The following is a 14,916-nucleotide window of genomic DNA, read 5'->3' as shown; positions in this document are numbered from 1 at the left end:
TCGTTTATATTGAAGCTGTATATTGAAGCGGCGCCTTGGCCCCGGCTGCAGTCCGGAGCGGCAGCCCCGTCGTTCAACCTTTTACCGAACCAAGCAGCATTCCTTTAGTAAAATGCTTTTGGATAAACGGATAGACGACGATCACCGGCAAGCTCGCAATGACGACGGAAGCCATCTGCATCGTCTCGGTAGGAAGCATGTTTTCCGCATTTTCCAGCGGCTGCTGCGTGAGCATCAAAATTTCCCGGATCACCACCTGAAGCGGGAACAAAGTGCGGTCGGTCACATACATGACAGCCTGAAAAAATTCGTTCCAATGGCCGACCAAATAAAACAAGCCAATAGTTAGCAGAGAAGGTACGGATAGCGGAATGACGATTTGCAGCAAAATCCGGAATTCTTTCGCCCCGTCCATTTTTGCCGACTCGAACAATTCTTCGGGAAGATGTTCAAAAAAGCTTTTCATCACAAGTACATTAAAGCTCCACACCGCATTCGGCAAAATCATCGACCAGACCGAATCGATCAGCCCCAGCGATTTTACGATCAAATAAGTCGGAATGATGCCCCCGCTGAACAGCATCGTAAATACGACGAGCAGCAGAAACGCTTTGCGGCCCGGCAGTTTTTTGCGGCTGAGCGGATACGCCATCAGAGCGGTCAATATCAGGTTGATAACCGTTCCGACTACGGTAATGAACAGCGTGATCCAAAATGCCTGCGGAATATTCGATTCGGTAAACAGCTTCTGGTAAGCGGTGAACGTGACGGATTTCGGAATGAGGATAAAACCGCCGTTTTTCAAAACCTCCGCAAATGGTGTGATGGAGACGGAAACGACATACATAAGTGGGAAGACGGCCGATAAGCCGGCAATCGCAAGCACTGCATAGACGATTGTATTTACAAGACGATCCTCGAATCCTTTTACCATATTCCTTCATCCCCCCATTTCTTGGACAGATGGTTGGAGCCCAGCACGAGCACGAACCCGATCGCCGATTTGAACAAGCCGACGGCCGCTCCCATGCTGAAATTCAGCTGCTGCAGACCGGTACGGAACACCCACGTATCCAAAATATCTGCGACTTGATAAACTTGAATATTGTACAAAATGTAGATTTGATCGAATCCGGCATCCATAATGGTACCGAGCTTTAAAATGAACAGCAGGACGATGACATTGCGGATGCCCGGCAGCGTTATATGCCACATCATGCGCAGACGGCTGGCCCCGTCCACTCTGGCCGCCTCGTAAAGCGTCGGGTCGATGCCCGTCATGGCCGCCAAGTAAATGATCGCTCCCCAGCCGAGGTCCTTCCAAATTTCGGACCCGACCAGAATGCCCCGGAAATAATCGAGTGACGTCAGAAAGCCGATCGACGTTCCCCCGCTTTCAACGAGCCAGCGATTGAACAGTCCCGAGCTTTGCGAGAACAGCGCGATGAGAATCCCATAAATGATCACCCATGACAAAAAATGCGGCATATACGTCAAGGTCTGAATCATCGTCCTGAACCAGCGGACCCGGCATTCGTTCAGCAGGAGCGCCATAACAATCGGGGGCAGCATGCCGAAAATTAATTTGTACAAAGAAATCAGACATGTATTGATCATCAGCTGGGAAAAATAGGGCGAATTAAAAAAGGTTTGAAAATGCTTGTACCACGGGTCCGCCCACGGACTGCTGACGATCCCTTCCAGCATATTAAACTCTTTGAATGCGATGATGACGCCGTACATCGGCACATAGCGAAACAAAATATAATACGCGACCCCCGGCAGCAGCATCAGGTAAAAGGCTCTGAAAGCCCATATCGTTTTACCAACGAGCTTGTATCTGGACTCTTTATGCTTGACTGATATGTTTTCTACAGCTAATTCCCGCTTAATTATGTTCACGCTCCTTTTGGTATGGCTCTTACCCTCCCAAACCCTCCCTATAGGGAGGGCCCCAAGGGCTCCGCCCTCTGGACACCCGTAAAGGGCTGGGGGATCACGTACGTTCGCGTTCCTTTGAAACGGATGTGGTTGCAGCGTTTTCGTCCCTACGGGACACACTTTACGGTTGGTGTACCGGCTTTTACCCACCCAAACCCCACGGGCTTTTACCCTCCCAAACCCCACGGGCTTTTACCCTCCCAAACCCTCCCTATAGGGAGGGCCCCGAGGGCTCCGCCCTCTGGACACCCGTTAAGGGCTGGGGGATCACGTACGTTGGTGTTCCTTTGAAACGGATGTACTTGCAGCGTTTCCGTCCCTGTGGGACACACTTTACGGTTGGCGTACCGGGTTTTACCCTCCCAAACCCCACGGGCTCTTACCCTCCCAAACCCTCCCTGCAGGGAGGGCCCCGAGGGCTCCGCCCTCTGGACACCCGTTAAGGGCTGGGGGATCACGTACGTTGGCGTTCCTTTGAAACGGATGTACTTGCAGCGTTTTCGTCCCTGCGGGACACACTTTGCGGGTGGTATGCGGCGTAAAATTTAGCGATAAAGGCGTCCTGGAAAGACGAAAACGCTTCTACACATATGCATCTAAGGAATACTTCCTTCCTCCTGACAGGACAATCAGGTGTATGAAGGCGGCAACCCGGGGGAGATACATTAAGTATAGCAAGCGCTTTCTTATCGATATATACAGTGATCTTGCGAAAATTGTATCAATTTTTGTAACCGCTTTAATCGTATAGAGCCGCTGCCGGCAGACCGATTCGGATAAGCGTCCCGACCTGGGGCAGGCTTGCTATGCTCAAGCCGTATTCGGCGCCGAAATGAAGACGGATGCGCTCCTGCACGTTCATGATGCCGATCCCGGTAAACCGGTGCTTGCTGGGCGCCTTTCTCCTTTCCGTAAATACGCTCTCCAACTGCTCGGAGCTCATACCGAGCCCGTTGTCGCGGATAACGATCATTAGCCTGCCCTTCCGCGTATACGCGCGGATGCGGATGAGGCCCTTCGCCTTCTGAGGCGCCAGACCGTGAAAGATTGCATTTTCGACCAGCGGCTGCAGCGTCAGCTTCAATATTTTGCAATGCAGCGCTTCCGGGGCGACGTCGATGTCCAGCTCAAATTTATCGCCGTAACGGACCGTCTGAATATGGGCATACATACGGAGTCCTTCCAGCTCTTCCTCCAAGGTGACAAACTCGGTGCTTTTATCGAAGCTAAAAGACAGCAAGCCTACCAAAGCGCGTATCGTTTCCCGGACCGCATCGATCTTGTGCTGTTTGGCAAGACTGCTGATGCACGCAAGCGTATTGTATAAAAAATGGGGAGCAATCTGGCTCTGCAGCATTTTCAGCTCGTATTGGTTTTTGCGCATTTCCATCTCTTTCGTCTCCGTAAGCAAATGGTGAATCCGCTCCATCATGGCGTTGTAGCTTTTGGCCAGCCGTCCGATCTCGTCCTCGCGCTGGACGGAAATGCTCGGCAGTACCTCCATGTCGCGGACGCGGTCCATCTTGGCGACCAAGGTTCGTACCGGATGCGTCACATAGCGGCTCATCATGTACGAGCTGATCAGCAATATAACGACCCATACCAAAGCGGCCGTTTTGTAGTTGTTATACAGGCTAATAATATTTTGATAAAAAAAACCGTCCTCGATAAATGCGATAAAATACCAGCCAAGCTTGTTCATGCCCGATTTGACGGCAACCATTTTTCCTTTGGCCCCGTTCAGCTCGGTGATGCCGACCGGCAGATCGCCGATTCGGGTTACAAAATCCGCTTTCAATTCCGGCGGAAAAACCGACGTATTATAAGGCAGCAGGGCGTAATAATAAAGCGGCCAGCTGGCGTCGAACGCATTCACGATGTTGTTTTTGCTGGTAATGATCGAAAAGGTTTGATTGCGCGTATTCATAAACTGCGCCAGCATATTCGTCAAACGGATCAAATCGACCTCGATGATCGCCACTCCTTTGACCTTACCGCCCGACTGTGCCGTGATCGGCAGCGAGAAAGCGACAGTCTTGCCGGATAGAGGCGAATCGTACGGCTCGCTGATCATAATGCCGTAGTTGCTTTGCGCTTGTCTGTACAGCTTGGACAAATGCGGATTGCCGATAATGTCCAAATAAACCTGCGTATTGGACATCGCTTTCCCATCCGCCCGCACCAAATACATCGTTTTGTACAAGGTGCCGTTAATCTCCGCATATTTGCGCAGCGCAGCGCTCGCTTCCTGCTCCATCCCCTGATCCAGCAAATCTTCGCGCGTCGAAAGCAGCAGCAAAATGTTTTGCACATTATCCAGATAAGCGTCCAGGTATAAATTGGTCCGGTCGATAATGACCTGGGCATCCGACAGCACCTGCTTGCGGAAAAGCTGCTCGGCGTCCTGCAAATTGTTCCACGCCAGCAGGCCGAATAAAATCAGCGAGCCCGCAAACAAAAATAAAAAATGTTTAATTGCGATGCTGCGCCCTTTAAGCCATCCTGTTACCCGTTTCATAGCGCGTTTCAACCTTTCTTGAAATCGGTCGGGGCGACGCCCGTACGATTGCGGAATAAGACGGAAAAATACCGGTAGCTTGGAATGCCTACCTGCTCGGCGACCTCATATACTTTCAAATGTGTCGTTTGCAGCAGGTGAATCGCTTTATCGATCCTAAGCCGCGTAACGTATTCATTGAACGACTCTCCGACTTCTTCCCGGAACAAGCGGCTCAAATAAAACGAGCTAAGGCCGACCTCATCGGAAATAAGCGTGAGCGTCAACGGCTCTGCCAGTCGTTCGGCAATCAGCAGTTTGGCCACCGCAACCTCCTTGCGGCACTTGCTCTTTACGCCGTCAGCCGCCTCCAGCTCCCGGACGAAAGCGGATGTCAGCTCGGCCATTGTGCGGGACAGAAGCAGCTTGCTCCGCCTTTTGTCCAAGTCGTCGTCCTTTGCCCCGTCGTTCAACTCCTTGGCCGCCTGCAAGAGCCACCGTTTCAGCTCATCAGGCTCGGGACGGGCTATCGCCGCCCAATCGGTCAGCTCGCTGCGGACAAAGGAGCTCAGTCCGTCTCTGCCGGAAACCGCCGCTTTCCGCAATCGGGCCAGCATCTTATCTTTTTCCTGCACGGATATAACGGGCGCATCCGTCGTCTCCGGCACGCCGCTGCGGTATACGGCTCCGCTGCTGTCGTAAAAATCCGCAGACTGCGGAACCCGGATGACGCCGATAACATCGAGCAGAGCCCCTCCGTCTTCGAGCGGGCTGCTGACGGCGGCGAATAAACGGACTGCTTCGCTGACATAGGAGAGCCGCCGGTCCAATTCGGCCTGCAGCTCCTCCAGCGTGCTTCCCATCTGCCGCACAAGGTCTGACTCGTCCGATGCAGATCGGAACAACAGCAAATAATCCGTATTACCGAGCGGGATCCACCGCAATATTAGTTGCGCAGCCTGCTCCCATTCGCTGAATATGACCTGCAGCTCATGGTGCACGTAAATTTCATTTTCCGCCCCGGCGTTGACATGGACACGCGCCACTCGAAACGGGGGCGGAAGCTTCCAGGCTGCAACTATCGGGAGCGCAGCCTCTTTGAGCGCACTCACTGCCGTCGCCTCTCCTGTCGCACGTGGTCCTGCTCCCTTGCTATCGGCGAGCTGCCGGAGCAGCCCGGATAGCTTCCAGCGCTGTTTATCCGTTTCGCTGCGCCGGTAATTCCGGTCGCGGTCAATCGCTTGCCGCGCGCGATCCAGCGCCTGCTCCAGCTCTGAATCGAGCAGTGAAATTTTCACAAGATATTCCAATGCGCCTAATTTGACCGCATCCCGGGCATAATCGAAGTCGCTGTGGCATGTGAGCAAAATGACCTGTGTCAGCGGAAACTCGCGCTTTATATTTCTAAACAGCTCCATCCCGTCCATCACCGGCATCGTGATATCGGTAATGACAACATCCGGCGACAGCTTGCGGCACAGCTCCAGCGCTTCTTCCCCGTTTTCCGCTTCGCCGGCCAGCTCGGCATTGCAGGCGGACCATGGAAATAATCTCAGTTCTTCGCGCAGCGGCAGCTCGTCGTCCACAACGAGCACCGCCAAAGGATTAATTGGCATAAACATGGACGGATCTCCCCCTGGCATCATTATATTTTTAATTGCCTTTATGGTTTCAAAAAACATATTGTGCAGGCAAGCGCTTTCAATACGGTTTGCATTCATCTTATCACAAGTCAAATACCGGTACCTATACAGTAATGCTGTGAAAAAGTACGAAAATCCAAATGAATTAAAAAAAGCCAGCCTTTACGATCAAACCGCTCCATAAGCGGCTGACCGTGAAGGCTGGCGTTGATATGACGGGACGATAAATCCCCGTGCGATTCAAAATGCAGGACAGTATGCGGCCATTCTATGCGTTATCGGCCTTATACGAGCTGAATGTTTTCCAGCCACTGCACTTCCTCTTTAGATAATTTAATTTGCGAGCCCTCAAGGCATGATTCCTGCTCGGTTTTATTTTGCGCTCCGACTAATGCGGCGCTCGGGAACGGCTGGTTCAAGACGTACGCCAACGCGATCTGAATCGGCGTAACGCCCTTTTGCTTTGCCAGCTCCTCGGCGCGGCGCAGACGTTCCCAGTTGGCGTCGCTGTAATAGACGCGAACCATTTCTGCGTTGTCGCGCTTGTCGGGAGCAAAATTGCCGGTGAAGAAGCCCCCCGCCTGCGAAGACCAGGACAGCAGCGGGAGCTGCGTCTTCTCGTGCCAGGCGAGCGTTTCGGCGTCGGCGGAGATGCAGCCCGCCCAGCGCGCTTCGTTCGGCTTGGCCAAGCTCAGGTTCGGGCTGCTGAACGTAAACCCGGTCAGACCGTTGGCCGCCGCGTAATCGTTCGCTTCCTGAAGCCGCTGGTGCGTCCAGTTGGACGCACCGATCGCCAAGATGCGGCCGGCGCGAATGTGCTCGTTCAATGCGTCCATGATTACCCTCACCGGTATATTCACATCATCGCGATGCAATGCGTACAAATCGACGTAATCGGTCTGCAGCCGTTGAAGACTCGTTGCCAAATCACTGTCGATGTCTTGTTTAGTGACGCGTGGACCGTCTGCGTTATGGTGAGCGCCTTTGGTCAAAATAACGACATTGTCGCGGTTGCCGCGCTCCTTCATCCATTTACCGATCGTTTCCTCGCTCTGTCCCCCGCGATAAATAAACGCCGTGTCGATCGTATTGCCGCCCAATGCCAGAAATTGATCCAGCACGCTGCATACTTTGTCGTATACGTCATGTGTAAAAAAGTCCGAACCTTGAATCAGATGGCTAACCGGTTTATCCAAGCCTTGGATACGAATCGTTTTCATCGTTTCAGCACTCCTTTTAAATATGATTTAAAGAACGACGCGAACGCGTTCTTTGGCGGATTTGAGGCATGCATCGATAACTTTCATATTCAGAATGGAATCCGAACCGTCGAACAACGGCTCCGTTCCGTTCAGAATGCTGCGTCCGAAATCGTCAGCCTGCAGCGCATACTGGTTCACATAAGGCACCTTCACTTCTCTGCGTTCGCCTTTTGCGGTGACAAAGAAATGATCCTCCTCGTTCTGCCGCGACACATAAGCGCAAGGAAGCTCGATCCGCCCGTCCGTGCCAAGCACCTCCAGCACGTTGCGTCCTGCCGCCCACATCCCGCAGTCGAACGTTAAAGCGACATGATTCGGGAATTCCAGCAGACCGGAAGCCATCATATCGACATCGTCATGCTCCGGTGAAAAAAATGCATGCACCGTAGCCGCCTCAGGCTCCTGCTCGAGAATAAACCGGGCCGCGCTGATCGGGTAAACGCCGACATCGTACAGGGAGCCGCCGCCCATAAAGCTATGGAAGCGGACATTGTTCGGGTTATTCGCGCTGTTAAACGTAAACGCTCCGTGAATGCCGCGGATTTGTCCGATTTCGCCGGATTTGATTATCTCTTTGATCATCGCATAACGGGGATGATGGCGGTACATGAACGCCTCCGCAAACTTGACGCCCGCCTTGGCACAAGCCGCCTTCATTTCTTCCGCCTCCGCGGCGTTCAGGCCGACCGGCTTTTCGCAGAGCACATGCTTGCCGGCTTCCGCCGCCTTGATGGTCCATTCCTTATGCAGATGATTCGGCAAAGGTATGTAGATCGCATCGAGGCTGTCGTCGTTCAACAGCGCCTCGTAGCTTCCGTAGGCTATCGGGATGTTCAATTCCTGCGCCGTTTGCTTCGCCTTGCTTTCGTCCCGGCTGGCAATGGCCGCGACGACGCCCGTCTCCGATTGTTGAGTTCCGGGGATAACCGCCCTCTTGGCGATACCCGCGCATCCGAGTATTCCCCATCGCACTTTCCGTTGCTCCATTCCAATTACAGCTCCTTATCGCTAGATTTATTAAGACTATATTGCTATTATAGATAACAAATTTTAATATGAATATAGAAGCTTTTTGCACCAACCTATAACAATATTGTTCTCAAGGGGAGTTGGACCGAACATGCAGAGACAGCGGCTTCTTCCAACGTTGACCGATCATGCGTTTTTTTGTTTGCCCGAGTCGGTCGGCTGGTATAAGGACGTTCCGGAGCATTCCGTGAATCGTCAGGCGAACGCCCTGAATAACTTCAGCCTGCACCTTGTCGTGAAGGGGAAAGGATTTTTGGAGGCGGATCATCAAACCTACAGTCTTCAGGCCGGCGACGCATTTTTGTATTTCCCGCTGCAGCCTCAGCGGTACTATTCCAGCCAGGAAGACCCGTGGGAGGTGCGATGGCTTCATTTCTACGGCTCCAAAGTGAAAGATTATTTGCTGGAAAGTGGGCTGCACCGTTCCCATCTGTGGACGGTTCGCCAATTAAAGCCGCTGGTTCAGGCGTACGATGAACTGCTGCTGGAGGCGGAGGAGCATTCCTTTTACCAATTGACGCGGATGTCCACGCTGACTTACGCCGTTATCGCGGAATTCGTCAATCAGGCCGAGCCGTTATCATCCAGCAAAAGCGAGGATACGACCAGCCGTATTCTTCAGCTGCTCCCTCTGATCCAGCACGATGCCTGCAAGCCGTTCGAGCTTGATTATTGGGCCGCGCAGGCGAAAGTGAGCACGTATTATTTTTGCAAGCTGTTCCGCAAGGCGGTCCAGATGACGCCGATGACTTTCGTGACACTGTGCCGGCTGCAGACGGCCAAACAATGGCTGCTTGAAAAAAGTGAGCTGACAATCCGGCAAATCGCCCTGGACTCCGGTTATCCGAGCACAAGCTATTTCAATAAAAAGTTCCTTGAGCAGGAGGGCATGACGCCTTCCGAATACCGCGAGCTATATTGGAAAAAGAACAAAGTCCCTCAGAAGTGAAATGAAGCTCTGAAGCGGATTCCGCTAACCCGTGTTCACCGGGTTTCATCAAGAGTGCATGCGACTCTTGATCTTACTTTCGCGGGAACCTCCGATCCACAGAAATAGGCTGCGCATAATTTCTGACATTAAGTAATCTGCGTACGCGGCCATCGTCCGGCATGGACAGGAGCGGTATTTTGACGTAATCTGTATGCTATATGGAACCGGAGCGCGAAGGAATCCCGCCGCCCTGTCCCAAAACCAATTTATCGTAAGGAGTCGCTATGAAATCACTCGTATTAGCCGAAAAGCCGAGCGTCGCCAAAGAAATTGCACGCGTGCTGGGCTGTCATCAAAAATCAAAGCATTTCATCGAAGGACCGGGCTATGTGGTCACCTGGGCGTTGGGCCATTTGGTGACGCTGGCTGAGCCCGAGGATTACGACACGAAATATAAAACATGGGAGCTCGGGGATTTGCCGCTGCTGCCCGAACGGATGAAGCTGAAAATCATCAAGGAAACGACGCCGCAGTTCCGGGCCATCTCCCAGCTGGCTCAACGCGGCGATCTGGATAAGCTGATTATCGCGACTGATGCCGGCCGCGAGGGCGAGTTGGTCGCCCGCTGGATTATGGAGCTGATCCGCTGGCGTAAGCCGTTCCAGCGTCTGTGGATTTCTTCCCAGACCGACAAGGCGATCCTCGACGGCTTCGCCAAGCTGAGGACCGGACGCGATTATGACAGCTTGTTTCAATCCGCCGTGTGCCGGGCCGAAGCCGATTGGCTGATCGGCTTGAACGTGACGCGCGCGTTGACCACCAAATATAACGCGCAGCTCGCTGCCGGCAGAGTCCAGACGCCGACTTTGGCGATGATGATGGATCGCGAGCAGGAGATCCGGGCGTTTCAGTCCAAAGACTATTGGCTGCTCAAGGCGCAGCTCGGCGGCTTTCAGGCGATGTGGCGCGGCAAACGCCATCCGGACGGGCGGCTGTTCGACAAAGCCGAGGCGGATGCGCTGCTGACGAAGCTGCAGGGCGCGAAAGGCATTGTAACGCAGCTCAAGGTAACCGAGAAAACCGAACCGCAGCCGCTTGCTTATGATTTGACCGAGCTGCAGCGGGACGCAAACCGCAAGTACGGGTTTTCCGCGAAGCAGACATCCAATGTGCTGCAGCGGCTGTACGAGCAGCATAAGCTGGTCACCTATCCGAGAACGGATTCCCGTTACTTAACCTCGGACATGGTTCCGACGCTGAAGGGAAGGCTGGATAGCATCAGCGTGCAGCCGTACGCCGCCCTCGTTAAGCCGCTGCTCCGCAAGCCGCTGGCCGTCACCAAGCGGATCGCCGACGACAGCAAGGTGTCGGACCACCATGCGATCATTCCGACGGAGCAGGCTCCGCTGCTCCATACGTTAAGCGCGGACGAGCGCAAGCTGTACGACCTGATCGCGCGCCGGTTTATCGCGCTTTTTTATCCGGTCTTCCGGTATGACGAAACCGCCGTCACCGTTGAGCTTGCCGGCGAAAGCTTTCACGCCAAAGGGCGCGTTACGAAGGATGCCGGATGGAAAGCTGTATACGGCGGACACGAGTCATCCGCTGCAGCTGCCGGTTTTGACCCATCGAATGACGAGGACGGCGCTCTAGCGGAGGATGAGCTGCACGGCACCCAATCGCTGCCGGCGCTGAAGCTTGGCGACGAGCTCCGCGAAGCTCGATGCAGCCTGGAAAAGCACGCGACCAAGCCGCCCGCGCGATATTCGGAGGCATCGCTGCTGTCCGTGATGGAGAAGCACAGTCTCGGTACGCCGGCCACCCGCGCGGATATAATCGAGAAGCTGCTGTCCACCGATACGATCGAGCGAAAGATGAACGTCCTGCAGCCGACGGGTAAAGGCGCCCAGCTTATCGAGCTCGTGGTGCCGGCGCTGCGTTCGCCCGAGCTGACAGCAAAATGGGAGCTGGAGCTGGAGCGGATTGCGAAAGGCAAAGGCAGCGTGAACGAATTCATGAAGACGATCCGCGCGCAAACGACTGAGATGGTCCGGCTGATCAAGCAAAGCGACGTCGAATACAAGCCGCATAACCTGACGCATTCGAAATGCCCCGAATGTGGCAAAAACTTGCAGGAGATCAAAGGCAAGCGAGGCAAAATGCTTGTTTGCATCGACCGCAGCTGCAGCTACAAACGTGCGGCGGAACCGCAGCTGTCCAATAAACGGTGTCCGCAATGCCATAAAAAAATGGAGATTCATACGGGTAAAGCCGGAAATTATGCGCAATGCCGCTCTTGCAATGTAATCGAAATGCTGAACGACGGACCGCGGGCAGGCGGTAAAGCCGCGAAGCGGCAGTCAGACCAGTTGATCAAGCAGTACAGCGACAATGCATCCATCGGCTCCAGCTTGGAAGAAGCGCTCAAAGCGGCGCTGCAAAAGCAAAAAGAAAATTAAGATTGCGTTCAAGCAAGAAGCCGGCCCATTCCGGAAAGGGCCGGCTTCTTAACGTATTATGACGGAATACCCGGCTAAATGGGCGTGACGACCTTCGGATCTTCGACGCCGGGCTGCACGAAGTCGGGCGGCAGTGTGTCGCCCCAGGTCAGCTTGCCCTGCTGCACAAATTTGGACACTTTGGTCTCGAAGAATGCCGGCTTCTTCTCCCAAATTTGCTTGGCGACAGTCACGACGAAGTTCCCTTCCTTATCCGGAATCGTGACGGTATACGGCGTCCCTTCAGGAACATTGAGCCCTGCGAGCACACCGGTATACATGGCGCCCGGTGAAGTTACGGCAACCAAAGTCGGCGGCTTGTCATCGATAACCGTCCCTTCTCCAGGCAGCATAATATTGATCTCTACGCTCGTATTCTCGGGCATCCTGAACACCTTGCCTTCCGGCAGCGTATATTTCGTGGTGCCCAGCACGACGGTAATATTCGTTTCCTCGTCCTCGGGCAAATAAAAGATCGAGTAATTTCCGTTTTCGTCTGTCGGTGTCGACTTCCCGAACCCTTCGCCCTCGTCCCGGTCAAACCAGACTACCGCATTTTGCACCGGCTTGCCTTCCGAATCCTTCACGACCCCGCCGATCCGGTATTTATCGACCTGGAAGAAAGAAACCACATCATTGACGCCGGCTACGATTTGTCCGTGCACCTTCACCTTGGAGGAGTCTCCGGGATCATCCTCTACCTTTTTCACTCGAATCGGGTAATGAACGCTGACCGATGTTGCAGCGGCAAGAACATCCTTTGCCATATTGGCGGAGAGTGAATTCCCGGAAACCGTCGCTTTGTCAAGCGATTTGACCTGCAATGTTGTGTTGGTTAGCAGGCTTTGGTCGACAGTCAGCCTGAACGAGCCGTCTTCGCCGGTTATAATGTCTTTTTTCGTATTGGACGCCTGCAAAATGCCATTCGAAACCGGCTGATCGTCCAGCAGCAGCTTACCGTTCACAGAGGTCATATGGGAACCGTCCATTCTCCACTGCTTCAATGAAATTGCCGGCTGGTCAAGCTCAAGCCGAACATTATGCCGTTCTGGCGGCTGCGTCGGTGCCGGAGCCGCCGATTTGGAAAGCTGTCCCGTGCAGCCGGTAAAGCATGATGCTGTCAGTATGAGCAATGCAAGGGACTGGGATAGTCTGTTCATGATCATGTGCTCCTTTCCTCACATTAAACAGGGCAGCACTTGGATTAAGTCCTGCCCTGAAAGGTTCGAAATTCGTTATTTGGTTTGATGCGCATTCGAATCTTCCGCAGCTCCGGCCTCGCCCTGCGTTTTGTCGCCGCCGAGCGCAAACACGTACGCTTTAGGCTTTGTACCGCCAGAGGTGAATGTCATATATTGTTTGCCGTCAACCGTGAAAATCGCCGGTGCAGCCTGAATATTATTGCCGGACGTTTGGAAGGTCCAAATCACTTTACCGGATTTAATATCGAGCGCGTTGATTTTACCATCCAGCTCTCCGAAGAAAGCCAGTCCGGAAGCCGTGCTGGTCAAGCCGCCGCGCATCGAATCTTTCGTCTTGATCTGATATGCCTGCTTTCCTGTATTCACATCCATTGCCGTAATGGTTCCGTACGCCGGTTCGTCGGACGGCGCGGCTGTCGACGTACCGAACGCAGCAGCGCCTGGCGCGTCTGGAGTAGCCGCTTCATCCTGATTTTTCGCAGCCTTGACAATCCCCCCCTGCTCAATGCTCGGAATGAGCACATAGTTGGTTTCGGGATCGTACGTTTCAGGCGCATAGTTCTCCCCGCCGAGGATACCCGGGTAGACGGTTACGCCCTCCGGCGTCGGCTTCGGATGATCGATTTTCGCAAACGGTATACCGTCCCACACCACATCGCCTGTAGCGGCGTCCCATGCGAACCATTGTCCCGATTTTCCGCCCTCAACGACGATTTTTTGTTTATTGCCTTTTACGGTTGCATTTAAAATCATCGGGGAGGCAGCCGCATCATAGTCCCACAGGTCATGGCTTACTTCCTGCTTCGCCCATATCAGCTTGCCTGTCGCCGCCTCAACGGCAACGACCGAGTCCGTGTACGGGTTAGCGCCCGGACGGTCTTCACCGTAAAAGTCCGGCGCCGGGTTGCCGACCGCGAAATACATAATCCCCGTCTCTTCATCGATTGCCGGCGGGTTCCAAACAGCGCCTCCCCCTTGGAACTTGCTGTTGGCCAGCCAGTCCTGCCCTTTAGGCGGAACCGTCCAGAACGGAGCGTCCCAGGCTGGCGTCAGATCGCTTGCTTTATACGCATGGACGAACCCCCTGACACCATTGTCGCTGCCGCTGCTGCCGATATAAATATTGCCTTTAAAATAGACCGGCGCAGTCGTTTCGTAATATCCCTTTTCCAGCGTTACGTCCGGAATGGAGTCGGCAATGCGTACCATTTTAACGAGCTCTCCTGTTTTCTGGTCGAGAGACACGATCTGGTTGTCTATGGTCAGCATAAACACTTTGCCTTCGGCAACGGCGACGCCGCGGTTCGCAATAATCCCCGATTTGCTGAAGGTTGCGGCTTGCTCTGCAGGCGGTTTCCAATGCCATATTTGCTTGCCGGATACCGCATCGAAGGCGAATACCTGATTTCCTGCGGTCGTAATATACACAATACCGTCTACAACGACGGGATAACATTGGTTGCCGTTTTTGACATCGGAATCCAGCGCTTTAAGATCCGCGGACCAGACAACGCCGAGATCCTTGACATTTTCCGCGGTGACTTCTTTAAACGGAACGTGACGGGTATTTTTCAGATCAAAACCGTAGGTTCCATAATTTTCAAAAGTCGTTCCCGTCACCTTTCCGGGAGTAGCGGCAGGCGGTTTGCTTTCCGCTGGAGGCGGTGTCGCATTATTTTTATTGCCGATCGAGCAGGCGCTAAGAGCAAGGCTTGTCGTTAAAAAAGCAATTCCAATGGCTTTCGATTTTTTCATGGGTACCTCTCTCTCCTTCTTAAAAATTGAATTGCATAGGAACCCGGTTTAAAGTCTTATGCAGTTCACCTTGTCAATACTATTTCCTTCAATGTTAAAAAAAATCAAAATAACAATTCCGCCCGCTTGTCCAATATTTTCCTCGATCGCTTGAAAAT

At 53.4% G+C, this 14,916-nt stretch carries 10 protein-coding genes; 2 read left to right on the top strand and 8 right to left on the bottom strand.

Translation table 11 applies throughout. The annotated features are described in order from the left end of the window. Window positions 1–73: 73 nt before the first annotated feature. The 6 genes from E1757_RS07365 to E1757_RS07340 all read right to left on the bottom strand — a co-directional run bounded on the left by E1757_RS07365 (window position 74) and on the right by E1757_RS07340 (window position 8,330). Window positions 74–934 carry a carbohydrate ABC transporter permease gene (locus E1757_RS07365; RefSeq protein ID WP_133226218.1) on the bottom strand — a complete coding sequence of 287 codons (861 nt, stop codon included), beginning with the start codon at window positions 932–934 and terminating at the stop codon, window positions 74–76. Beyond that, window positions 928–1,791, bottom strand: a complete 864-nt coding sequence (locus E1757_RS07360) for an ABC transporter permease (protein WP_181956623.1) — start codon at window positions 1,789–1,791, stop codon at window positions 928–930. Before E1757_RS07360 ends, E1757_RS07365 begins: the two co-directional genes overlap by 7 nt. Window positions 1,792–2,680: 889 nt before the next feature. Beyond that, window positions 2,681–4,459: a sensor histidine kinase gene (locus tag E1757_RS07355; RefSeq protein ID WP_133226216.1), complete on the bottom strand. Its 1,779-nt coding sequence runs from the start codon at window positions 4,457–4,459 to the stop codon at window positions 2,681–2,683. 8 nt (window positions 4,460–4,467) lie between these two features. Next, window positions 4,468–6,060 carry a response regulator transcription factor gene (locus E1757_RS07350; protein WP_165971992.1) on the bottom strand — a complete coding sequence of 531 codons (1,593 nt, stop codon included), beginning with the start codon at window positions 6,058–6,060 and terminating at the stop codon, window positions 4,468–4,470. A gap of 305 nt (window positions 6,061–6,365) precedes the next feature. Continuing rightward, on the bottom strand, window positions 6,366–7,301 hold the full coding sequence (locus E1757_RS07345; RefSeq protein ID WP_133226212.1) for an aldo/keto reductase: 936 nt from the start codon (window positions 7,299–7,301) through the stop codon (window positions 6,366–6,368). 27 nt (window positions 7,302–7,328) lie between these two features. Next, a complete protein-coding gene (locus tag E1757_RS07340; RefSeq protein WP_133226210.1) occupies window positions 7,329–8,330 on the bottom strand; it encodes a Gfo/Idh/MocA family protein in 1,002 nt (333 codons plus the stop codon). Window positions 8,331–8,463: 133 nt separating this feature from the next. Here E1757_RS07340 and E1757_RS07335 point away from each other — a divergent pair, with 133 nt between their 5' ends. Together E1757_RS07335 and E1757_RS07330 are read left to right on the top strand one after the other, a co-directional pair. Continuing rightward, window positions 8,464–9,321 (top strand): AraC family transcriptional regulator, encoded by an 858-nt coding sequence (locus tag E1757_RS07335; RefSeq protein ID WP_133226208.1) that lies wholly within the window; start codon window positions 8,464–8,466, stop codon window positions 9,319–9,321. A 266-nt stretch (window positions 9,322–9,587) separates the two neighbouring features. After that, window positions 9,588–11,762: a DNA topoisomerase III gene (locus E1757_RS07330; RefSeq protein WP_133226206.1), complete on the top strand. Its 2,175-nt coding sequence runs from the start codon at window positions 9,588–9,590 to the stop codon at window positions 11,760–11,762. A 74-nt stretch (window positions 11,763–11,836) separates the two neighbouring features. Here the strand turns inward: E1757_RS07330 and E1757_RS07325 are convergent, their stop codons facing one another. Both E1757_RS07325 and E1757_RS07320 read right to left on the bottom strand, forming a co-directional pair. Next, the gene (locus E1757_RS07325; protein WP_165971991.1) at window positions 11,837–12,961 is read right to left on the bottom strand and encodes a carboxypeptidase-like regulatory domain-containing protein; all 1,125 of its coding nucleotides are present in this window, start codon (window positions 12,959–12,961) and stop codon (window positions 11,837–11,839) included. A gap of 75 nt (window positions 12,962–13,036) precedes the next feature. After that, a complete protein-coding gene (locus E1757_RS07320; RefSeq protein WP_133226202.1) occupies window positions 13,037–14,758 on the bottom strand; it encodes a pyrroloquinoline quinone-dependent dehydrogenase in 1,722 nt (573 codons plus the stop codon). Between the last annotated feature and the right edge of the window lie 158 nt (window positions 14,759–14,916).

This window comes from Paenibacillus piri (assembly GCF_004354045.1).
In the GTDB taxonomy this organism is placed as follows: domain Bacteria; phylum Bacillota; class Bacilli; order Paenibacillales; family NBRC-103111; genus Paenibacillus_S; species Paenibacillus_S piri.
Note: the sequence above shows the minus strand (reverse complement) of the source record. Positions and strands in the feature narration are given on the sequence as shown.